We start from the raw sequence: 21096 nt of genomic DNA, 5'->3' as shown, positions 1-21096 counted from the left end.
GGCCGGTTGCGGCGGATTCACGCACATTTCGGCGCGCGCACCTTTTGACGTGTGCGACACCCATGCGAAACAAAATAATGAAGTAGATTCAGTCTGAATTAAAGTAACCGGCAATACCTTCCCTCTGCCATTACCCGCGTCCTAGGGTCTCCCCCGTAGGAAGCGTTTTCCCCCCACGTTCATCCTTTTCTTTCACCACGCAGAGGACAGGAAAGCTGTACATGCCGGCAGAACGTGTCACGTCCACCCGCTCCTCCAGCCCCGCCCCCGCGCCGACCGATCCGCCCGCCGGCATGAGCCGCCGCGCGGTGCTGGGCGGAGCCGCCGCCGTCACCGGCGCCGCCGCCGTCACCACGGCCGCCGCCGCGCCCGCCTCGGCCGCCCAGCCCGGGGAAGCCGCCTCCCGCACGGCCCGGTTGCTCAGCGCCCTGCCCGCCGTCTCCGGCATCAGGAAGCGGGCCCGCCTCGTCGACTACGAGGTGGTCGAACTCGCCGCGCTGATGCGGGCCCGCGTCGTCACCGCCGTCCAGGTCACCCAGGCCTACCTGGACCGTATCGACCGTTTCAACGGCCCCTTCGAGACCTACGGCGACAACGGCCTCTACAACGCCTTCGTCCGCGTCGACCGGGCCGGGGCGCTCGCCCAGGCGGCCGACGCCGACGTACGGTTCGCCCGGTCCCGCAACAGCCGCGAGGACCTGCCGCCGCTGCTCGGCATCCCCTTCGGGATCAAGGACTCCGTCGCGGTCAAGGGACTCGAGGCCAAGGACGGCAGCCACGCCTTCGACGGCAACGCCGCCCTGCGGGACGCCACCGTGGTGCACCGGCTGCGCGAGGCCGGCGCGGTGATCCTCGGCCACACCGTCGCCTCGGCCTTCTCCGGCTCCATCACCGGCACGTTCGCCGGCAACGCCTGGAACAAGGCCTACGTGCCCGGCGGTTCGAGCCAGGGCTCGGGTGTCGCCCCGGTCGCCCGGCTGGCGGCGGCCGCCATCGGCGAGGAGACCGGCGGCTCCATCATGATGCCGTCGGCCGCGAACGGCGCCAGCGGCATCAAGCCGTCGCTCGGCACCAGTTCGGTCGCCGGGCTGATGCCGCTGTCCCCCGGCTACGACGTGCTGGGGCCGATCGCCCGCTCGGTGCGCGACGCGTCGCTGATCCTCTCGGTGATCCTCGGCCCCGACCCGGCCGGCGACCCGCTCTCGCTGGCGGCGCCCGACCCCTTCCCCGCGATGCCGCTCACCGCCCGCAAGGGCCGCAGGCCGCTGGCGGGCGTCACCATCGGCATCCCGCAGTCCGACTGGATGCGCACCAGCCGCGGCATCCAGACCGGCACCACACCGCAGGGCACCTACGACGCCGACCACCTGGCCGCCTTCGACCGGCTGCGCCAGCAACTGGCCTCGCTGGGCGCCACGGTGAAGGAATTCCCCGGCCTGGACGTCACCGTGCCCGCCAACGACCCCTACTTCTCCAGCACCGACGTGCTGGCCACCGTCGACGGCTCCCCGGTCTCGCCGTCCTCCGCGGTGCTCAGCCCCAACCGCTACGAGATCCGCTACTGGGACGCGGTCAAGGACTTCGCCGCGACCCGCCCGGCCGACCAGGCCGCGGCGCTGCAGGCGCAGTACGGCCGCAAGGCCCCCGGCGAGACGGCGCCGTCCTTCGAGTCGGCCACCAGGTTCGCCGGCCAGATCCCGGCCGCCGTCCGCGTCGAGGGCGAGCGGCGCCGGCGCACCCTGCAGGCCAACTACCAGGCCACGCTGGACGAGGCGGGCGTCGACTTCATGCTGGTGTTCTCGCTCGGCGCGCAGATCGGCCTGCGCACCGGCAGCGGCTTCCCGGTCTACCGGGCGTACTACCAGCTGCCCAACGCCCTCGCCTGGCCCATGGTCTCCTTCCCGGTCGGCTACGACAGCACGGTCGGCCTGCCGATCGCCGCGCAGTTCTGGGGCCCGCGGTTCAGCGAGCCGCAGATCGTCCAGGCGGCGATCGACTACCAGGAGAACTTCCCGCAGTACCACAACGCGGCGCCGCCGGACCCGGTGGCTGACGCCCCCAAGGTGGCCCCGCGGATGCTGCGTTCGGCCGAGCCGGACACGCCGCCCGAGCTGTCGAACGACCCGCTGGTCGCCGAGGAGGCCCTGCGATGACCTTCCTGACCGTCGGCTGGGGGCCGGTGATCAACGCCGGACTGCCCCCGCAGCACCCGGGCGACGACACCTCGCCGGTCGCCACCGTGGGCTGGCTGCCCAAGCTCGGCACCGCCTTCTACCCCTACCCCCATGACGACCCCGACCAGGACGAGGCGCCGCACCAGTGACCGGACGCATATCGGGGCGGCGCCCGCGCCGCCCGCTCAGCACGCTGACCGTGGGCCTGCTGGCACTCGGCGCGGCCACCGCCGCCGCACTGCCCGCCGCCGCGGCCGCACCCGACGCCCGTCCGGCCACCGTCGCGGCCGGGGACGGCTGGACCGTCACCCGCGGCGCCGGCGGCTACGCCGTCTCGCTCCGGCTCGGCACCCGGCTGCCGGTCAGGGACGACGTCCCCGACCTGCTCGCCGACGGCCTCGACCTCGGCCCCGCCGCCGAGTCCGCCGACGGCCGGACCCTCACCGCGACGACCACCGACCCCGCCGTCGCCCAGGCCTCGACGATCGCCTGGCAGTGGTCGACCGGCGGCAGCGACACCGCCGCCGGACCCACCTCGTTGACCTCCGCGGCCGCCCAACTCCAGGCCCAGCGCGAGACCCTGGACACCGCCCGCGCCGGCGGCCGCCCCGCACCGGCGAAACCCGGCGGCACCGGCGCCACCCCGGCCGACCCCACGACGGTCGGCACCGGCGAATACGGCGTCGCCGACTACGACTTCGGCGCCCAGTCCATCGCGCTGGCCGACATCGGCGGCATCCGCGGTGAGTTGGAGGGCCGCATCTACCTGCCGGCCGGCCACGGGCCGCACCCGCTGGTGGTCTTCCTGCACGGCCGGCACAGCGCCTGCTACAACACCACCACGCTCAAGGGCGCCAGCGGCTGGCCCTGCCCGGTCGGCACCACGCCCATCCTCAGCTACGCCGGCTACGACGGCGCGGGCGAGGCGCTCGCGGCCGACGGCTACACCGTCGTGTCGATCTCGGCGAACGCCGTCAACGCCAACGACAACCAGCTCTCCCCCGACGACGGAGCCGTCACTCGCGGCCAGTTGGTGCTGGACACGCTGACCATGCTCAAAGCCGCGAACAGCGGCCGCCAGGTCACCTACCACGACGCCGCGACCGGCCAGGACGTCACGCTCGACCAGGCGCTGACCGCCGGCCGGGACACGTACCCCGCGGGCACGCTCACCGCCCGCAGGCTGGCCGGCACCATGGACTTCGGCAGCATCGGCCTGATGGGCCACTCGCGCGGCGGCGAGGGCGTCGTCACCGCGGGCACCCTCAACGAGGCGCTGCCGCAGCCGTGGAACATCAAGTCGGTCTTCGCGCTGGCGCCGATCGACTTCACCCGCGCGACCCTGCCCGACGTCATCACCACGACGCTGCTGCCGTACTGCGACGGCGACGTCTCCGACCAGCAGGGCCAGCACTTCTACGCCGACTCGCGCGACGGCACCTTCGCCGACGACGTGCAGCGCTCGGACGTCTGGGTGATGGGCACCGACCACGACTTCTACAACACGTCCTGGACGCCGCCCTATCCGGCGGCCTCCGACGACTGGTCGAAGACCGACGACCCGGTCTGCGGCACCAGCGCCACCGCGCTCGCCTCTGGCCAGAACATCCGGTTGACCGCCGCCCAGCAGTACCAGGTCGGATCGGCCTACATCGCCGGGTTCTTCGAGGCCACCCTCGGCCGGCAGGCCGCGTTCCAGGGCCTGTTCGACGGCTCGGGCCAGGAACCGCCGTCCGTGTCCGGCTACGCCGACGTCCGCACCGTCGCGCAGCAGCCGCAGGCCGACCGGGCCGACCTCACCACCTTCAAGGCCGCCTCGCCGCTGGTGACCGCCACCGGTGACATGAGCGCCACGGTCTGCGCCAGCAAGTACGGCCGCACCGTGCCGGAACCGCTGCCGTACTGCACCAACCCCGGCAGCACCCTGACCAACCAGCAGGTGCCGTACTGGACCCCGGCGAACTACGCGCCGAACGTACCGCTCAACCCCATGACGCACCTGACCTGGACCGGCACGGACGGCGGCCTGGCCGTCACCGTCCCGCCCGCGCGGCGCGACGTCACGCGTTACGACGAGATGACCCTCGACATGTCCCCCGACGAGAGCGTCGCCGCCGGCACGGACCTCACCCTCACCGTGGCCGACACCGCCGGCCGCCGCTGGAGCGCCCCGGTCTCCACCCTCAACCCGTGGGCGGTGAACCGGATGCCCGCCAGTACGTCCACCAGCCTCGGCAAGATCGTGCTCCAGCAGGTCCACGTACCCACCGCGGACCTGCGCAAGGCGGGCGTCGACCTGCGCCGCCTCGCCTCGGTCCTGCTCACTCCCGCCGCGGGCCCCGGTGGGGCGTACGTGTCCGACCTGGGCTTCGACCGCAAGGCGCTGGGCGTGCCGCACGCCCAGCGGCGCAGCACCGTCAACGTGGCCTCCACCTCGGTGGAGGAGGGCTCCGCGGTGTCCACCGACCATGTGGCGGTCTACCTGTCGCAGCCGAGTGCCGACCCGGTCAGCGCCTACCTCACCGTCCTCGGCAGCGCCACCGCCGGCGCACTCGCCCCGGCGATGGCCCAGGTCACCTTCCCGCCCGGCGAGACCTGCCAGGCGGTCGCCTTCCCGGTGACCGGCGACACCCTGCCGGGAGCGGCCGCCACCACCACCTACAAGGTCGCGGTGTCCGACTCCGGCAACGCGGTGCTGGGCGACCACGACTTCGGCACCGTCACCGTCCGCGAGGACGACGGCGTGATCGCCCCGGCCACCGCCGTACCCCCGGTGGGCGACCAGGGCGACGTCTGCGCCGGCCACCGCACCGGGGGAGGCCACCACTGACCGGCCGCCCGACCGCCCGTCTCTGAGACCTCGCCCCGCCGCTCACAGCGGCGGGGTGTCGTCAGGTCCGCTTCCTGCGGCTCGAGTGCCGGAAACCGAACGGGCCGGGCAGATCCCACGAGGTGGTGCGCCGTCCGGTCGACGAGCGCGTGTAGTGCGGACCGTGCCCCTTGAACCCGAACGTGAACGACCGGGAGTTGCGCCCCAGGTTGAGCCGGACCCCGGGAAAGATCCAGAACGACTTCCGGAACGTGACCGGCATGTCGGACCCCTTTCGTCTCGCTGTCGACACCGTCACCCCCCGGCTTCCCCGAGTCGGCCCCCTTAGACCCGCGTTCATGGCCACGGCGGTACGGGGACAGGCCAGGTGCCTTTGCCGGCAGGCCGGTTGGCGGTCGTCCCGGGCGTCGCTCATCAACCGTCGTCCCGCAACACCTCGGCGACGGAGGCCCGGTAAGCCGGCAGGACTCAATGACGAGACCGCGCGGCTGTGAGCCGGACCGCCGGGCTGGGGGCACCCGGGCCGTGGAGGGCCTGGGCGTGCGCCGATTCCGGGGCTCGGGAGAAGATCTCGTCCACGGCCCAAGGCGCTGCTGTGGACCCCGGAACGCGTCAAGCGCTGGAAAGCGACCGGCGACAAGCCCCCACCGATCATGGTGTGGACGCCGGAACTCCTGGGCCGCTACCTGGATGCTGCGGAAGGGGACCGGCTGTACGCACTGTTCCATCTGGTCGCCTTCCGCGGGCCGCGGCGCGGGGAGGCCGTCGGCCAGGACTGGGCCGGCGTCGCGCTGGACCGCGGTGAACTGACCGTGTCCAAGACGATCGTCCATGACGGCTGGGGCCTCCCGCCGATCAGCTTCCGGGACCTTCGGCACCTGGCCGCCACCTTGATGCACGCAAGCGGCGCGGACACGCACACGATCAAGGAAACACTGCGGCACGCCTCGATCCAGCTGACCTCCGACACCTACACCAACCTGCTGCCGGAGCTGGACCGCCAAGTGGCCGAGAAGGCGGCCCGGCTGGTCCCCCGAGCAGCCGACAAGGCGGCTCCCCGCACCTCCGGGCTCACATCGGGCTCACACGCCCTCACGAAGGAAGACCTGCTTCCCCTCGCCAAGCCCGGTCTCGGGGCTGATGCGCAGGTCAACCGGCATATGCACGGTCCGGGACTCGGTGGGGCGGCTGGGACTCGAACCCAGGACCGGCGGATTATGAGTCCGCTGCTCTAACCGGCTGAGCTACCGCCCCGTACGGCGTGGCGTGCGCGCCGTCTGCCGCAGCATAGCTGCTCATACGATCTGTCGCCCTCGTGGGTCACAGACGCGTCATCAGGTGGACTCGCGGGGCGGGAGGACGGTTCCCGCGGGTATGAAAAAGGACCCCAACGGGGTCCTGATTCGGCGCTCCCCCGACTGGACTCGAACCAGTAACCTGCCGGTTAACAGCCGGCTGCTCTGCCAATTGAGCTACAGGGGACCAGCTCCCCCGACTGGACTCGAACCAGTAACCTGCCGGTTAACAGCCGGCTGCTCTGCCAATTGAGCTACAGGGGATCGCTCTGCGTGCACCGAATGCACCCGCCGGGATGGTCCCGGAAGGCGTGTTCTCGGTGCGACACATACATTAGCGCAAGTGGGAGGGTGCTCCGCCAACCATTGCGCCCGGGGTTGTCAGCCGGGTGCACAGGGTAGGCGCGGGGCACAGGCGTGGTGCGGACGAGTCCGGAGGAAGGGTGGAGCCATGCGCTACAAGCTGACGTTCATCGTGGGAGCCGCGTTCGGCTTCGTGATCGGCGCACGGGCGGGCCGGGAGCGGTACGACCAGCTGGTCGCCGGTGCCCAGCGCTTCGCGAAGAACCCGGCGGTGCGCAATGCCGCCGAGAGCGCCGCGCAGCAGAGCAGGACCGCGGCGGTGAAGGCCGCGGACACCGTCTCCGCCAAGGTCGGGCCGCGGCTGCCGGACGCCCTGGCCGAGCGGGTGCGGTCCCTGCGCAACGGGCACGGGCCCGACGACGACTGGGGCACCTCGAACACCTGACCTCCCACCGTGAGGCGCGGAGGCCGCCCGGTACGGCATCATCGGCCGTATGGGCAAAGTGGCCGGTATAGACAGCTCCACCGCGGGTACCACCGTCGTCGTCTGCGATTCCGACACCGGTGAGGTCCTGCGGCAGGGGTACGCACCCCACCAGGTGCCGGACGGCGAGAAGCCGACGGAGATCGACCCGCAGGCATGGCTCCTGTCGCTGGGCGAGGCGGCCAAGGGCGGGGTGCTCGAAGGTGTGCAGGCGATCGGGATCTCCGGGCAGCAGCACGGACTGCTCGCGCTGGACGCGGGCGGTGTGACCGTACGCCCGGCGCTGCTGCGCGGGGACAAGCGGGCGCAGGCGCAGGCCGCGGACCTGACGGAGGAGCTGGGCGGGGCCGCGGGCTGGGCGGAGGCGGTGGGCGCGCAGCCGCAGGCGGCGTATCCGGTGGCGAAGCTGCGCTGGCTGGCGCAGCGCGAGCCGGCCGCGGCCAAGCGCGTCGCCGAGGTGCTGCTGCCGCACGACTGGCTGGTGTGGCAGCTGCTCGGCCAGCCGGTCCGGCGCACCACCGACCGCGGCGACGCGTCCGGCACCGGCTACTGGTCGGCGGCTAACGGCGACTACCGCAGGGACCTGGTCGAGCTGGCGCTGGGGCACCAGGTGGCACTGCCCGACGTGCTGGCGCCCGCGGAGCCCGCCGGCCAGACGCCCGAGGGCCTGCTGATCTCGGCGGGCACCGGCGACAACATGGCCGCGGCCCTGGGCCTCGGGCTGGGCCCGGGCGACGCGGTGGTCTCGCTCGGCGCGGCGGGCACCGTCTTCGCGGTCCACCACGAGGCGCTGAAGGACCCGACGGGTACGGTCACCGCGTTCGCCGACGCCACCGGCCGCCACCTCCCGGTGGTCCAGGTGCGCAATGCCGTACGCACGCTGCGCGGCACCGCCGAGCTGCTGGGCACGGACCTGGCGGGGCTCTCGGAGCTGGCCCTCCAGTCGACGCCGGGGGCGTACGGGCTGGTGCTGCTGCCGTATCTGGAGGGCGAGCGGACCCCGGACCTGCCGCACACCGCGGGCACCCTGGCAGGGCTGCGGCGGGACTCGATGAAGCGGGAGCACCTGGCGCGGGCGGCCTTCGAGGGCATGCTGTGCGGGCTGGCCGACGCGCTGGACGTGCTGCGCAACAAGGGCGTCGAGGTGCACCGGGTCTTCCTGCTGGGGGCGGCGGCCGAGCTGCCCGCCGTCCGTGCGCTGGCGCCCGCGCTCTTCGGCACCCTGGTGGTGGTCCCGGCCCCGGCGGAGTACGCGGCGATCGGCGCGGCCCGGCAGGCGGCCTGGTCGCTGGGCGCGGTGCTCGGCTCGCAGTCGCAGAGCGAGCCCCCGCACTGGCAGCAGCCCGGGGCGCTGCTGCTCGACCCGGCCGACGACGAGTCCGCCGCGGACGGTGGTGCGGGTGGTGCGGGTGGTGCGGAGGGCGGGAACGGCGGCGGCGGTGCGGCCGTTGGTTCGGCAGTGCGCCAGCAGTACATCGCTGTGCGCGAACACACCCATCCGGGAGCCTTTGCCTCGCTTTAATCACGTGCGGTATGGGGATGCCTGAGGATAGTGTTGCGCGCCGGTCGGGGGGCTGTACCGGACCGGGCCGCCAGAGAGCCGACCCGACCCGACCCACCGACCGATGAGGTAGTCAGTGTGCTGATCAGACTCCTGCGCTCCCACCTGGGGCCGTACAAACGGCCCATCGGCGTGCTCGTCGTGCTCCAGCTCGTCCAGACCATCGCCGCGCTCTTCCTGCCCACTCTGAACGCCGACATCATCGACAACGGCGTGATCAAGGGCGACTCCGGTTACATCCTGGGCATGGGCGCCACCATGATCGGCGTCACCGTCGTGCAGGTCGTGTGCGCGATCGGCGCGGTCTACTACGGCGCCCGCACCGCGATGGCGGTCGGCCGGGACATCCGGAGGTCCGTCTTCGACCAGGTGCAGAGCTTCTCGGCCCGCGAGGTCGGGCAGTTCGGCGCCCCGTCGCTGATCACCCGCACCACCAACGACGTCCAGCAGGTGCAGATGCTGGTGCTTATGACCTTCACCATGATGGTCTCGGCGCCGATCATGTGCGTCGGCGGCATCATCATGGCGCTCGGCCAGGACGTGCCGCTGTCCTCGCTGCTGCTGGCCGTGGTGCCGGTGCTGGGCGTCGCGGTCAGCCTGATCATCCGCAAGCTGCGCCCGATCTTCCGCACCATGCAGAAGCGGGTCGACACCGTGAACCGGGTGCTGCGCGAGCAGATCACCGGCATCCGGGTGATCAGGGCCTTCGTCAAGGACGACTACGAGAAGCAGCGCTTCGCCAAGGCCAACGACGAGGTCACCGAGGTGTCGCTGGCCAGCGGCAAGCTGCTGGCGCTGATGTTCCCGACCGTGATGGCGATCGTGAACGTCTCCAGTGTCGCCGTGCTGTGGTTCGGGGCGCACCGGATCGACAGCGGCGGCATGCAGATCGGCGCGCTGACCGCCTTCCTCAGCTACCTGATGCAGATCCTGATGTCGGTCATGATGGCCACCTTCATGTTCATGATGGTGCCGCGCGCCGAGGTGTGCGCCGAGCGCATCGAGGAGGTGCTCGGCACCTCCTCCAGCGTCGTACCGCCCAGGGCGCCGATCACCACCTTGCGCCGGCACGGCGAGCTGGAGCTCTTCAACGTCGACTTCGCCTACCCCGGGGCCGAGGCCGCGGTGCTGCGGGGCGTCGACCTGATCGCCAGGCCGGGCGAGACGACCGCGGTGATCGGCTCCACCGGCAGCGGCAAGTCCACCCTGCTCGGCCTGATCCCGCGGCTGTACGACGCGACGGGCGGCCGGGTGCTGGTCGACGGCGAGGACGTGGCGGAGCTGGAGCCGGCGCTGCTGGCCAGGACGGTGGGCCTGGTGCCGCAGAAGCCGTATCTCTTCTCCGGGACGGTGGCCACGAACCTGCGGTACGGCAAGCCGGACGCCACCGACGAGGAGCTGTGGCACGCGCTGGAGGTGGCGCAGGCCAAGGGCTTCGTGTCGAAGCTGGAGGGCGGCCTCGACGCCCCGATCGCGCAGGGCGGCACGAACGTGTCCGGCGGCCAGCGGCAGCGGCTCGCGATCGCGCGGCTGCTGGTGCGGCGGCCGGAGATCTACCTCTTCGACGACTCCTTCTCCGCACTGGACTACGCCACGGACGCCGCGCTGCGCGGCGCGCTGGCGGCGGAGACCGCGCAGGCGACGGTGGTGATCGTGGCCCAGCGGGTGTCCACGATCCGCGACGCCGACCGGATCATCGTCCTGGACGAGGGCCGCGTCGTCGGCACCGGCACCCACGACGAGCTGATGGCCGAGAACGAGACCTACCGGGAGATCGTGTTGTCCCAGCTGACCGAGCAGGAGGCCGCAGCGTGAGCGGCGCGTCGGGCAACGGCTCGGGCGCACCCAACGGGAACGGGGCCTCCGGCGGCGGGACATCCGGCAACGGGACCTCTGGCAACGGAGCCTCCAGCAACGGCGCGTCCGGCAACGGCGCCGGCCCCCTGAGCAAGGGGCCGGCCGGCGGCGGCAAGCCGATGGCCGTCGCCCGCCGCGGCCCCGCGGCCATGGCCGGACCCGGCCGCTTCATGAGCGGCGGCCCGATCGAGCGCTCGATGGACTTCAAGGGCTCCCTCAAGCGCCTCCTCGGCCTGATGCGCCCCGACCGCCTCCTCCTCTACGTCGTCCTCGCCGTGGGCACGGTGAGCGTCGCGCTCGCCGTCACCGGGCCGCGCATCCTCGGCCACGCCACCGACCTGATCTTCGCCGGCGTGATCGGCAAGCAGCTCTCGGGCACCACCAAGGACCAGGCGCTGGACTCGCTGCGGGCGCACGGCAAGGGCGGGGTCGCCGACATGCTGTCGGGCATCGACTTCACGCCCGGCAAGGGCATGGACTTCGGTGCGATCGGCAGCGTGCTGCTGCTCGCCCTCGGGGTGTACCTGGTGGCGTCGCTCTTCAGCGTCGTCCAGATGCGGGTCGCGACCACGGTCATCAACCGGACGGCGTACCGGCTGCGCCAGGACGTCGAGGCGAAGCTGTCCCGGCTGCCGCTGTCGTACTTCGACCAGCAGCCGCGCGGCGAGGTGCTCAGCCGCGCCACCAACGACATCGACAACATCGGCACGACCATGCAGCAGACCATGGGCCAGCTGATCAACTCGCTGCTGACCATCGTCGGTGTGCTGGCGATGATGTTCTGGATCTCCTGGCTGCTCGCCCTGGTGGCGCTGATCACCGTGCCGGTGACGCTGCTGGTGGCGACCCGGGTCGGCAAGCGGGCGCAGCCGCAGTTCGTGCAGCAGTGGAAGACCACCGGGCAGCTGAACGCGCACATCGAGGAGATGTACACCGGCCACTCCCTGGTGAAGGTCTTCGGCCGCGCGGAGGAGTCGGCGGAAACCTTCCGGCAGGAGAACGAAGCCCTCTACGACACCGGCTTCAAGGCGCAGTTCATCTCCGGCACGATCCAGCCGATGATGATGTTCATCGGCAACCTGAACTACGTCCTGGTCGCCGTCGTCGGCGGCCTGCGGGTCGCCTCGGGCGCGCTGTCCATCGGCGACGTCCAGGCGTTCGTGCAGTATTCGCGGCAGTTCAGCCAGCCGCTCACGCAGGTCGCGAGCATGGCGAACCTGATCCAGTCCGGTGTCGCCTCGGCCGAGCGGGTCTTCGAACTGCTCGACGCCGAGGAGCAGTCGAAGGAGCCGAAGGCCCCGGCCCGCCCCGCCGAGCTGACCGGCCGGGTCGCCCTCGAGGACGTGTCCTTCCGCTACGACCCGGACCAGCCGCTGATCGACGGCCTGTCGCTGGCGGTGCAGCCCGGCCAGACGGTCGCCATCGTCGGCCCGACCGGCGCGGGCAAGACCACGCTGGTCAACCTGCTGATGCGCTTCTACGAGGTCTCCGGCGGCCGGATCACCCTCGACGGCACGGACGTCGCGGCGATGTCCCGCGAAGAGCTGCGCTCCTCGATCGGCATGGTCCTCCAGGACACCTGGCTCTTCGGCGGCACGATCGCCGAGAACATCGGCTACGGCACCGAGGACGCCACCCGCGCCGACATCGAGGCGGCCGCCAGGGCCGCCCACGCCGACCGCTTCATCCGCACCCTCCCCGACGGCTACGACACCGTCATCGACGACGAGGGCACCGGCGTCAGCGCCGGCGAGAAGCAGCTCATCACCATCGCGCGGGCCTTCCTGTCCAACCCGGTCATCCTGGTCCTGGACGAGGCGACCAGCTCGGTCGACACCCGCACCGAGGTCCTCATCCAGCGCGCGATGGCCAAACTGAGCCACGGCAGGACCAGCTTCGTGATCGCCCACCGCCTGTCCACGATCCGCGACGCCGACGTGATCCTGGTCATGGAGTCCGGCGCGATCGTCGAACAGGGCACCCACGACGAACTCCTGTCCGCCGGCGGCGCCTACGCCCGCCTGTACGAGGCCCAGTTCGCCCAGGCAGTGGCGGAGGTCGACTGACCACCACCGGCCTCACCGGCTCCCCCCGGGCCTCAGCGTCCGCAGCATCTGCCTGGCCTGGGGCACGGCGGCACGCCGCCGCCGGGAGGCCTTGCGCGGCGGGTGGGCGCACTATGGTGTGAGGTCGGCCGGACACCGGGAGCGGCGATGAGCGGATGGCGTGCGCTGGGGGCGGCTGCGGCGGTCGCGGTGGTGCTGGTCGCGGGGTGTACGGGGGGCAGCGGCGGGGGCGGCGGGGGTGGTACGGCGACCACCCGGGCGGCGTCGCGGTCGTACCTGACCGGGGAGCCGGGCACCGCGGGCCGGGTGGTGGCCGTGAAGATCGACAACGTGCCGGCCGCCCGCCCGCAGACCGGGCTGAACGGCGCGGCGATCGTCTACGCCATCGAGGTCGAGGGCGGGCTGTCCCGCCTGATGGCGGTCTACGACGGCAGGCACCTGCCGCCGGCCGTCGGCCCGGTCCGCAGCGCGCGGCAGACGGACCTGCAGCTACTCGCGCAGTACGACAAGCCCGCGCTCGCCTTCTCCGGCGCGCAGAGCCGCCTGCTGCCGGTGCTGAAGAAGAGTACGGACCTGACGGCGGTGACCGGCACGAAGGACTTCTTCCGCAACCACGACCGCCCCGCCCCGCACAACGAGTACCTGCATCCGGCGCACGCGGCGGCCAAGGGCGGCACCGCCAAGGACATCGGTCTGCGCTTCGCCACCGCGGCCCCGGCGGGGGGCACCGCGACGACGACCACCTCGGCCAGGATGCCCGCCGCCCGCTTCTCCTTCACCTGGAACGGCTCGCAGTACAAGGTCGCCATGGACGGCCGCATGTCGCCCTGGACGGCCGACAACGTCATCGTCCAGCACGTGGCCGTCAAGGAGTCCGACTTTCACAGCCGCACCGGCCCCGTCCCCTACTCCCAGACCGTCGGCCACGGTTCGGCGGTGATCCTGCGCAACGGCCGTTCGTACGACGCCACATGGGACCGCCCCGCGGCATCCGACGGGACGGCGTACACCTTCGACGGCCGTACGCTGCCGCTGCATCCGGGCCGCACCTGGATCGTGCTCGAACCCTGAGGTCCGAAGCGCGCCTGGCACTTGCGGGACATAGACAGCCAGCTGTGCAGTTGGCTGGCCAAGTGTTACCGTTGAAGCATGAACGGTCAGCAGGCACCCCCGACGGCGGACACCGCGAAACTCGCCGGTGAGCTGCGGGTGGCGCTCGCGCAGCTCGTGCGGCGGCTGCGGGAGCAGGCGGACGGGATGGACCTCACGCGGTCCCAGTCGTCCGTGCTGCTGCGGCTGGAGCGGGACGGGGCCGCGACCGCGACCGCGCTGGCCCGCGCCGAGGGCGTACGGCCGCAGTCGATGGCGAAGATCGTGCGGGCGCTGGAAGCGGCCGGCCTGGTCGGCGGGGCGCCCGACCCGAAGGACCGGCGCAAGACGCTGCTGAGCATCACCGAAGCCGCACGCGAGGAGTTCAGGACCGGGCGGCTCGCCAAGGAGGACTGGCTGACCCGGGCGCTGGACACGACGCTGTCCGCCGCGGAGATCGAGCAGCTCGCCTCGACCGCGGACCTGCTCCGCCGGCTGGCCCAGTCGCCCTGAAGCGGCCCGCCCCGCCACTTCCCCACGGATACCGATCCACCGAAGGGTCCGCCATGCCCGTCACCACCCTCGACCCGACCACCGCACTCGTCGTCGTCGACCTCCAGAAGGGCGTCGCCGGCCTGCCCGCCGACGCCATGACCACCGCCCGGTCGTGAACGGGACCACCGCGCTGAAGGCGCGCACCGCCGCACCCGGGAAGCCGTTCGGGGCGCGGTTCGTCAGCCCGCTGCTGCTCGGCTCGACGCTCAACCCGATCAACAGCTCGATGATCGCGACCGGTCTGGTCGGGATCGGGCTGGACTTCCACAAGGGTCCCGGCACCACGGCCTCGCTGATCTCGGTGCTGTACCTGTGCAGCGCGGTGGCGCAGCCCACGATGGGCAAGCTGGCCGCCGTCTTCGGCGCCCGCCGGGTCTTCCTGTCCGGTGTGGCGATCCTGCTGGCCGCGGGCGTCATCGGGGCCGCGGCCCCGGCGTTCGGCTTCCTGCTGGTGTCTCGGGCGCTGATCGGAATCGGCACGTCGGCCGCGTATCCGACGGCGATGGCACTGGTCAGGAAGCGGGCGGACGAGCTGGGGACCGGTGTGCCCAGCCGGGTGCTGGGCAATTTCTCCATCGCCTCGCAGGTCACGATCGTCGTCGGGCTGCCGCTCGGCGGGCTGCTGGCCGGGGCGTGGGGCTGGCGGGCGATCTTCCTGGTCAACGTGCCGCTCGCGCTCGTCACGCTGGTCTTCACGCTGATCGGCGTCGCGCCGGACAGGCCACCCGCCGAGGACCGCCGCCGGTCCCTCTTCGCCACCGTCGACGTCCCCGGCATCGCGCTGTTCGCCGGCACGATCGTCAGCCTGCTGCTCTTCCTGTCCGACCTGACCTCGCCCACCTGGTGGCTGGTGCCGGTGACCGCCGTCCTCGGCGCGGCCCTGGTGGTGTGGGAACGGCGTACGGCCAGTCCGCTGGTCGACGTGCGGATGCTGGGCCGCAACCAGCGCCTGCTGCGCACGTACGTCCGCCAGGCGCTCGTCTCGCTCGGCACGTACACCGCCCTGTACGGCACCAGCCAATGGATGGAGGAGAGCGCCCACTACTCCGCCTCCCAGGTGGGCCTGATCCTGCTGCCGCTGTCGGGCGTCAGCATCGTGGTCGCCCGCCTGGTGTCCGGGCGCGGCTGGGTGCGGTGGCCGCTGATCCTGACCGGGATCGCGATGGTGCTGACCGGCGCGGTGATGCTGTTCATCACCCACACCTCGCCGGTGGTCGTGCTGCTCGGCATGTCGATGCTCTTCGGCTTCGCGAACGGCTTCAGCGGCTTCGCCAACCAGGCCACCCTCTACGTGCAGTCCCCCGCGACCGAGATAGCCGTGGCCTCCGGCCTCTACCGCACCTTCGCCTACTTCGGCGCGATCTTCTCCTCCAGCCTGATCGCCATCGCCTTCGGCCACGCGGCCACGGACGCGGGCCTCCACGCGGTGTCCTACGTGATCACCGCCATCGGCGTACTGGTCCTGCTGATGACGCTCCTGGACCGCCACATCCCCGCCCGCGCGGAGCGCTGACCGCGGACCGCGGCTGGTCGCCGCCTCGCCGGCCGTCGGGTCAGGCCTTCTTCTGGACGTGGCCCGTCGACACCGCGGCCCACCCGCCGCCGCCGGATTCCGTGCCGGTCTCGTCGGAGGAGGTCGCGTGCCAACCTATGCCGGTGGACGAGCGGGTGGCGTGGATGATGTGGTCGCCCTCGCCGAGGGCGGTGATGCCGGGCATCAACGCGTGGGCCGCGTCGGACAGTTCGTGCGGGGTGCCCTCGGCGAGGACGAAGGGGCCGCCCAGGGAGGGAACCTGGGCCACCAGGGTGGAGCCCGACACGTCGAGAGCGGTGATCCGCTCGGCGGGGATCAGGGTGCTGCCGTCGTAGGTGCGGATCCGGACGCTGCTCATGGCGGCGTTCCCTTCGGTCGGCCCCCGGGTGGGGGGCGCCTGCTCTTCAGGACGCGGGGGCACGGGCCCGGGTTGCCGCGGTCGGTGCCGGCTCAGCGGACCTCGTCGGGGTGCCGGGTGTCGAAGTCGTCGCGGGAGGCGGCGATGGCGTCCTTGTGGGTGCGGGACCAGTCGGCCAGGGCGGCGACGGCCCCGGCGAAGCTGCGGCCGGTCGCGGTGAGGCGGTAGTCGGTCCGCGGCGGGATCGTCGGGTAGACGGTCCGCTCCACGAGGCCGTCGCGGACCAGCCGCTTCGCCGTCACGCTCAGCATCCGCTGGGAGATGCCGGGAACGGCGTGCTGCAGTTCGCGGAAGCGCCGGGTGCCCTTGGCCAGTTCGACCACGAGCAGGACGGACCACCGGTCGCCGAGCCGGTCGAGGACGTCGCGGATACCGCAGTCGTCCTCGCAGGGGGCGTACGGGTCGGCCGCCTCGGTGGCGGGAGTCGTACGGGTGCGTGTGCCGGCCATCAGTGCCCCTTCGTGCGCCGGGTGTTCCTGCAACTCCCCAACACCGCACGGGGCGCCCTGCTTCCTGCCCGGCCGCCGCGAACGGAACGCGCTGAGCTGCGGGCTTACCGCGGTGTGAGCGGCTGACCCGAAAGTGCCTCCTTCCGCGGGGCGGGCGGGGGACGCAGGCTCGGGAGCGCCATCACGAAACGACGTGCACATGGGGAGCAGCGATGATTTTGGTGACCGGTGTCTCCGGCGGCCTCGGCGGCCTGATCCTGAGCGGGCTGGCCGGCCTGGACGGCCTCGACGCCGTGGGCGGCACCCGCGGCGGCGACGGGCGCGGCGCCCGCCGTGTCGACTTCGACGACCCGGCGTCGCTGCCCGAGGCGTTCGCCGGCGTGGACGTGCTGCTGGTCGTCTCGGCCGGATACGCCGAGGACGACGTCGTCTACGCCCGGCACGGCGCGGTCGCCGACGCGGCCGCGGCCGCGGGCGTACGCCACGTCGTCTACACGAGCCTGGCGTCCTCCGGGGAGTCGATGACGATCGCGCTCCCGCACCGCTGGACCGAGGACCGGCTCTCGGGCGGGCCGTTCACCACCACGGTCCTCCGCAACGGCCTGTACACCGAGGTGCCGGTCGGGCTGGCGGTCGCGGGCGCCGCCGAGGCGGCGGCCTCCGGGGTCTTCGCGGCGCCCTTCGGCAAGGGGCGGGTCTCGGTGGTGGTCAAGCAGGACCTGGCCGACGCGGCCGTGCGGGTCGCCGCCGAGTCGCAGCTCGACCTGGCGGCCGGACGCCCGAGCCGCCACGCGGGCCGGGTCTACGAACTGGAGGGCGCCACCGCGATCGGCGGCGCGGACATCGCCGCCGTGCTCGCCGGATCGCTCGGGCGGCCGGTCGCCTACCGGGCGGCGTCGCTGGCCGAGGCGCGTGCGGGCCTGGACGGCAGCGGCCTCGAGCCGTACCAGGTCACGCACGCCCTGTCGCTGTTCTCCAACGTGATCGCGGGCCGCGCCGAGGCCCGCTCGTCCGACCTGGCCGACCTGCTCGGCGTACCGCCCCGCCCGGTCCTGGACGCGGTCGCCGCCGCGCTCCGCGCGGGCGGCTACCAGGGGCAGTCGGTCTCGGCGACGCGGGACCGCGGTGAGGGCCCGGCGCAGGGCCAGGCCCAGGCCCCGGACCAGGCCCCGGACCAGGTGCCCTACTCCAGGTAGCCGCGGAGCTGGTCGGCGAACGCGTGGTCGCGGAGCTTGCTGAGGGTCTTGGACTCGATCTGGCGGATGCGTTCGCGGGTGACACCGAAGAGGCGGCCGATCTCCTCCAGGGTGCGCGGGCGGCCGTCGGCGAGGCCGTAGCGGAGTTGGACGACCTTGCGTTCGCGTTCGCCGAGGGTCGACAGGACCGCTTCGAGGTGCTCGCGCAGCAGCATGAAGGCGGCCGACTCGACCGGGCAGGCGGCGTCGCCGTCCTCGATGAGGTCGCCGAGGGCGACGTCGTCCTCCTCGCCGACCGGCGCGTGCAGCGAGACCGGTTCCTGGGCGAGCCGGAGGACTTCGCCGACCCGTTCGGGGGTGATGTCGAGCTGGGCGGCGACGTCCTCGAAGGTGGGCTCGCAGCCGCGTTCCTGGAGCAGCCGGCGCTGGACGCGGACGACGCGGTTGATCAGCTCGACGACGTGGACCGGGACGCGGATCGTACGGGCCTGGTCGGCGAGCGCGCGGGACATGGCCTGGCGGATCCACCAGGTGGCGTAGGTCGAGAACTTGTAGCCGCGGGCGTAGTCGAACTTCTCGACCGCCCTGATCAGCCCGAGGTTGCCCTCCTGGACCAGGTCCAGCATCGTCAGGCCGCGTCCGATGTAACGTTTCGCCACCGACACGACCAGCCGCAGGTTCGCCTCGATCAGCCGCCGTTTGGCCATCCGGCCCTGGACGACGATGCAGTCGAGGTCCACGGCGAGCTGCGAGTCCAGGACCGGGAAGGCGGTCAGCTTCTCCTCCGCGAACAGCCCCGCCTCGACCTGCCGGGCCAGCTCCACCTCCTGCGCTGCGGTGAGCAGCGGGATACGGCCGATCTCGCGCAGGTACTGCCGGAAGAGATCGGCGGACGGGCCGCCCGGGTCGGCCCGCGGGCGGCGGCGCAGCGCGGGTTCGACGACGATGTCGACCACGGCGTCGACCGCCGCCGCCACCGGTTCGAAGGGCGCCGCCTCCTCAGATCCGCCGGCGAGCGGCGGTTCGGACTCGGCTCGCTGCTCGGGCACCCGGACGTCTTCTTCCACGTCGAGGGCGGCGACGGGTGCCAGGACCGGCCGACCGGTCGGTACGGCCACGGGTATCGGGATCTGCGCCTGCGTTTGCGTGGGCGTCTGCACGGAAGCGACCTCCGCGGTGAGCGCGACATTGGGCTCTGAGAGGGCTCGGAGAAGGCTCGGGAGGAGCCGAGGGGGGCTCTGGGCCGTCACCCAGTGTGGCCCACGCAGGGCCGATGCCACGAGGGTCGTGCGGCCGGTTTTTCGTTTTCCGTTACGCTTCGCGTTCGATCCGACACACGCGACGGTCCCGCCGCGGCCCCGTTACAGCGCCGCCGCGCCCTGCTCGCGCAGCCGCTGGCCGTACTGCTGGAGCGCCCACAACTCGCCGAGGGCCGCCGTGACCTCGGGCGCGTCGGGCGGGACACCCTGGGCGGCCAGGCGGGCCTGCGTGGCGTGCACCTGTGCGACCCGGCGTTCGACCGCCAGCATCCGCACCCGCACCAGCACCTCGCCGGCGTAGAACTCCGGGGCCTTGTGCATCACCGGCTCGACCGCCAGCTCGGTCACCATCATCCGCACGGTGTCGTCGGGCGCGGCCTCCCGCACCCGGACCAGGAACTCCGCGTCGGCCTGCTCCACCCCGCCTACCTCGGCGATGACCCGGCGCACCTGCGCGTAGGGCGGTCCGGTGAACTCGTCCTCGCCGTAGGCGTCGAAGGCCGGCGAGACCAGCGCCGGATACTGCAGGGCCAGCTTCAGCAGCTCCCGCTCCACCCGGTGGGCGGGGCTGCGCAGGTCCAGGCGCGGCCCACGCGGCACGCTCTGCTGCGGTCCTGCGGCCGGACCGCGCTCGGGGCGCCGCGCGTACTCGGGGCGGGAGGAGGTGCCGCCGCCGCCCGCCGCGCGGGCGCGCGCCATCGCCCGTACCCGGCGGATCATCGAGACCTCCTCGGCCTGCGTGCCGATGCCCGCCATGCCGACCAGCCGGATCGCGTAGCGGTCCCGCAGCGCCTGGTTCTTGATCGCGGCGACCACCGGGACGGCCGCGTCGACCGCCGCGACCCGGCCCTCGTCGGTGTCCAGGTTGTAGCGCGACACGATCGAGCGCAGCGCGAAGGCGAACAGCGGGGTCCGCCCGTCGATCAGCCGCTGCACGGCCGCGTCGCCCTCGGCGAGCCGCAGCTCGCACGGGTCCATGCCGCCGGGGGTGACCGCGATCGACGTCTCGGCGGCGAACTTCTGGTCGTCCTCGAACGCCCGCAGGGCCGCCTTCTGCCCGGCCTCGTCGCCGTCGAAGGTGAAGACGACCTCCGAGGCGGCGTTGTCCATCAGCAGCCGGCGCAGGATCTTGATGTGGTCGCCGCCGAAGGACGTGCCGCAGGTGGCGATCGCGGTGGTGACCCCGGCCAGGTGGCAGGCCATCACGTCCGTGTAGCCCTCGACCACGACCGCCCGGCCGGTCCTGGCGATCTCCTTCTTGGCCAGGTCGATGCCGTAGAGCACCTGGGACTTGCGGTAGAGCGGGGTCTCCGAGGTGTTCAGGTACTTCGGCCCCTGGTCGTCCTCGCGCAGCTTGCGCGCGCCGAAGCCGATCACCTCGCCGGTGATGTCCCTGATCGGCCAGACCAGCCGGCCCCTGAATCGGTCGATGGCCCCGCCGCGGCGGCTCTCCAGGGCGAGCCCGGCGGTGATCATCTCCTTGTCGGAGAAGCCCTTGCCGCGCAGGAACCGCACCAGGTGGTCCCATCCGGCGGGCGAGTAACCGACCCCGAAATGCTCCGCGGCGCTCTGGTCGAAACCTCGGGCGGCCAGGAACTTCCGGCCGATCTCGGCCTCCGCGCCGCCCAGTTGCTCGACGAAGAAGGCGGCCGCGGCCCGGTGCGCCTCGACCAGCCGGATGCGCTCGCCCTGCTGGCGGCCGGGCACATGCCCGCCCTCCTCGTACCGCAGGGTGATCCCGGCCTGCCCGGCCAGCCGCTCGACGGCCTCGGTGAAGGACAGGTGGTCGAGCTTCATCACAAAGGCCAGCGTGTCGCCGCCCTCCCCGCAGCCGAAGCAGTGGAAGAGGCCCTTGGACGGGCTGACCTGGAAAGACGGGGACTTCTCGTCGTGGAAGGGGCACAGGCCCTTCAGGTTGCCGCCGCCCGCGCTCTTGAGCTGGAGGTATTCGGAGACGACGGCGTCGATCGGAACGGCGTCCCGTACCGCCTTCACGTCGTCGTCCCTGATCCTGCCCGCCACGCGT

At 72.3% G+C, this 21096-nt stretch carries 16 protein-coding genes, 3 tRNA genes and 1 pseudogene; 12 read left to right on the top strand and 8 right to left on the bottom strand.

All coding sequences use genetic code 11. The features are described 5' to 3' along the window. Positions 1-221 precede the first annotated feature (221 nt). Genes BUE44_RS05240 through BUE44_RS05235 form a run of 3 tightly spaced genes read left to right on the top strand, consistent with a single transcriptional unit; the run spans position 222 to position 5004 of the window. Complete coding sequence (locus tag BUE44_RS05240) at positions 222-2153, top strand: amidase (protein WP_200804332.1); 1932 nt, start codon at positions 222-224, stop codon at positions 2151-2153. Next, the gene (locus BUE44_RS37365) at positions 2150-2323 is read left to right on the top strand and encodes a hypothetical protein (protein ID WP_159450230.1); all 174 of its coding nucleotides are present in this window, start codon (positions 2150-2152) and stop codon (positions 2321-2323) included. Before BUE44_RS05240 ends, BUE44_RS37365 begins: the two co-directional genes overlap by 4 nt. Then, positions 2320-5004 carry an alpha/beta hydrolase gene (locus BUE44_RS05235; RefSeq protein ID WP_073494184.1) on the top strand — a complete coding sequence of 895 codons (2685 nt, stop codon included), beginning with the start codon at positions 2320-2322 and terminating at the stop codon, positions 5002-5004. Before BUE44_RS37365 ends, BUE44_RS05235 begins: the two co-directional genes overlap by 4 nt. A 61-nt stretch (positions 5005-5065) precedes the next feature. Here BUE44_RS05235 and BUE44_RS05230 read toward each other — a convergent pair whose 3' ends face one another. Further along, positions 5066-5266: a DUF4236 domain-containing protein gene (locus BUE44_RS05230; RefSeq protein ID WP_073494182.1), complete on the bottom strand. Its 201-nt coding sequence runs from the start codon at positions 5264-5266 to the stop codon at positions 5066-5068. A 307-nt stretch (positions 5267-5573) separates the two neighbouring features. On the opposite strand from BUE44_RS05230, the pseudogene BUE44_RS35670 reads away from it, so the two are divergent. Continuing rightward, a pseudogene (locus tag BUE44_RS35670) lies at positions 5574-6032 on the top strand (tyrosine-type recombinase/integrase); the annotation flags it as partial. Positions 6033-6184: 152 nt separating this feature from the next. Here the strand turns inward: BUE44_RS35670 and BUE44_RS05220 are convergent. The 3 genes from BUE44_RS05220 to BUE44_RS05210 all read right to left on the bottom strand — a co-directional run bounded on the left by BUE44_RS05220 (position 6185) and on the right by BUE44_RS05210 (position 6563). Further along, positions 6185-6258, bottom strand: a tRNA-Ile gene (locus BUE44_RS05220). 155 nt (positions 6259-6413) lie between these two features. After that, positions 6414-6486, bottom strand: a tRNA-Asn gene (locus tag BUE44_RS05215). 4 nt (positions 6487-6490) lie between these two features. Next, positions 6491-6563, bottom strand: a tRNA-Asn gene (locus tag BUE44_RS05210). Between the two features lie 187 nt (positions 6564-6750). Between BUE44_RS05210 and BUE44_RS05205 the strand changes: the two genes are divergently transcribed. The 7 genes from BUE44_RS05205 (at position 6751) to BUE44_RS05175 (ending at position 15727) form a co-directional block, all read left to right on the top strand. Then, on the top strand, positions 6751-7047 hold the full coding sequence (locus BUE44_RS05205; RefSeq protein ID WP_073494180.1) for a hypothetical protein: 297 nt from the start codon (positions 6751-6753) through the stop codon (positions 7045-7047). Positions 7048-7096: 49 nt separating this feature from the next. Next, positions 7097-8608: an FGGY family carbohydrate kinase gene (locus BUE44_RS05200; protein ID WP_073494178.1), complete on the top strand. Its 1512-nt coding sequence runs from the start codon at positions 7097-7099 to the stop codon at positions 8606-8608. A 117-nt stretch (positions 8609-8725) separates the two neighbouring features. Continuing rightward, positions 8726-10462 (top strand): ABC transporter ATP-binding protein, encoded by a 1737-nt coding sequence (locus BUE44_RS05195; protein WP_073494176.1) that lies wholly within the window; start codon positions 8726-8728, stop codon positions 10460-10462. Between the two features lie 191 nt (positions 10463-10653). Then, on the top strand, positions 10654-12570 hold the full coding sequence (locus BUE44_RS05190; protein ID WP_073494576.1) for an ABC transporter ATP-binding protein: 1917 nt from the start codon (positions 10654-10656) through the stop codon (positions 12568-12570). A gap of 147 nt (positions 12571-12717) precedes the next feature. Continuing rightward, on the top strand, positions 12718-13641 hold the full coding sequence (locus BUE44_RS05185; RefSeq protein WP_073494174.1) for a DUF3048 domain-containing protein: 924 nt from the start codon (positions 12718-12720) through the stop codon (positions 13639-13641). A 78-nt stretch (positions 13642-13719) separates the two neighbouring features. Then, on the top strand, positions 13720-14172 hold the full coding sequence (locus BUE44_RS05180; RefSeq protein ID WP_073494172.1) for a MarR family winged helix-turn-helix transcriptional regulator: 453 nt from the start codon (positions 13720-13722) through the stop codon (positions 14170-14172). 154 nt (positions 14173-14326) lie between these two features. Continuing rightward, on the top strand, positions 14327-15727 hold the full coding sequence (locus BUE44_RS05175; RefSeq protein WP_079189496.1) for an MFS transporter: 1401 nt from the start codon (positions 14327-14329) through the stop codon (positions 15725-15727). Positions 15728-15767: 40 nt separating this feature from the next. On the opposite strand, the gene BUE44_RS05170 is transcribed toward BUE44_RS05175, so the two are convergent. Both BUE44_RS05170 and BUE44_RS05165 read right to left on the bottom strand, forming a co-directional pair. Continuing rightward, the gene (locus BUE44_RS05170) at positions 15768-16106 is read right to left on the bottom strand and encodes a hypothetical protein (RefSeq protein WP_073494170.1); all 339 of its coding nucleotides are present in this window, start codon (positions 16104-16106) and stop codon (positions 15768-15770) included. Between the two features lie 92 nt (positions 16107-16198). Continuing rightward, positions 16199-16615: a winged helix-turn-helix transcriptional regulator gene (locus tag BUE44_RS05165; RefSeq protein WP_073494168.1), complete on the bottom strand. Its 417-nt coding sequence runs from the start codon at positions 16613-16615 to the stop codon at positions 16199-16201. Between the two features lie 212 nt (positions 16616-16827). Here BUE44_RS05165 and BUE44_RS05160 point away from each other — a divergent pair, with 212 nt between their 5' ends. Beyond that, positions 16828-17811, top strand: coding sequence for an NmrA family NAD(P)-binding protein (locus BUE44_RS05160; RefSeq protein ID WP_079189495.1), 984 nt, complete (start codon positions 16828-16830; stop codon positions 17809-17811). Here the strand turns inward: BUE44_RS05160 and BUE44_RS05155 are convergent. Both BUE44_RS05155 and dnaG read right to left on the bottom strand, forming a co-directional pair. Further along, the gene (locus BUE44_RS05155) at positions 17799-19061 is read right to left on the bottom strand and encodes an RNA polymerase sigma factor (RefSeq protein ID WP_407639997.1); all 1263 of its coding nucleotides are present in this window, start codon (positions 19059-19061) and stop codon (positions 17799-17801) included. The two genes, BUE44_RS05160 and BUE44_RS05155, sit on opposite strands and share 13 nt — an antisense overlap. A gap of 111 nt (positions 19062-19172) precedes the next feature. Beyond that, on the bottom strand, positions 19173-21092 hold the full coding sequence (gene dnaG, locus BUE44_RS05150; RefSeq protein ID WP_073494165.1) for a DNA primase: 1920 nt from the start codon (positions 21090-21092) through the stop codon (positions 19173-19175). Positions 21093-21096: the final 4 nt, after the last annotated feature.

The organism is Actinacidiphila paucisporea (assembly GCF_900142575.1).
In the GTDB taxonomy this organism is placed as follows: Bacteria; Actinomycetota; Actinomycetes; order Streptomycetales; family Streptomycetaceae; genus Actinacidiphila; species Actinacidiphila paucisporea.
Note: the sequence above shows the minus strand (reverse complement) of the source record. Positions and strands in the feature narration are given on the sequence as shown.

Excerpts from the sequence above, each read along its gene's own strand:
- BUE44_RS05240 (WP_200804332.1), top strand. The coding sequence starts at position 222 with ATGCCGGCAGAACGTGTCACGTCCACCCGCTCCTCCAGCCCCGCCCCC.
- BUE44_RS37365 (WP_159450230.1), top strand. The coding sequence starts at position 2,150 with ATGACCTTCCTGACCGTCGGCTGGGGGCCGGTGATCAACGCCGGACTG.
- BUE44_RS05230 (WP_073494182.1), bottom strand. The coding sequence starts at position 5,266 with ATGCCGGTCACGTTCCGGAAGTCGTTCTGGATCTTTCCCGGGGTCCGG.
- BUE44_RS05205 (WP_073494180.1), top strand. The coding sequence starts at position 6,751 with ATGCGCTACAAGCTGACGTTCATCGTGGGAGCCGCGTTCGGCTTCGTG.
- BUE44_RS05200 (WP_073494178.1), top strand. The coding sequence starts at position 7,097 with ATGGGCAAAGTGGCCGGTATAGACAGCTCCACCGCGGGTACCACCGTC.
- BUE44_RS05190 (WP_073494576.1), top strand. The coding sequence starts at position 10,654 with ATGGCCGGACCCGGCCGCTTCATGAGCGGCGGCCCGATCGAGCGCTCG.
- BUE44_RS05185 (WP_073494174.1), top strand. The coding sequence starts at position 12,718 with ATGAGCGGATGGCGTGCGCTGGGGGCGGCTGCGGCGGTCGCGGTGGTG.
- BUE44_RS05180 (WP_073494172.1), top strand. The coding sequence starts at position 13,720 with ATGAACGGTCAGCAGGCACCCCCGACGGCGGACACCGCGAAACTCGCC.
- BUE44_RS05170 (WP_073494170.1), bottom strand. The coding sequence starts at position 16,106 with ATGAGCAGCGTCCGGATCCGCACCTACGACGGCAGCACCCTGATCCCC.
- BUE44_RS05165 (WP_073494168.1), bottom strand. The coding sequence starts at position 16,615 with ATGGCCGGCACACGCACCCGTACGACTCCCGCCACCGAGGCGGCCGAC.
- BUE44_RS05160 (WP_079189495.1), top strand. The coding sequence starts at position 16,828 with ATGATTTTGGTGACCGGTGTCTCCGGCGGCCTCGGCGGCCTGATCCTG.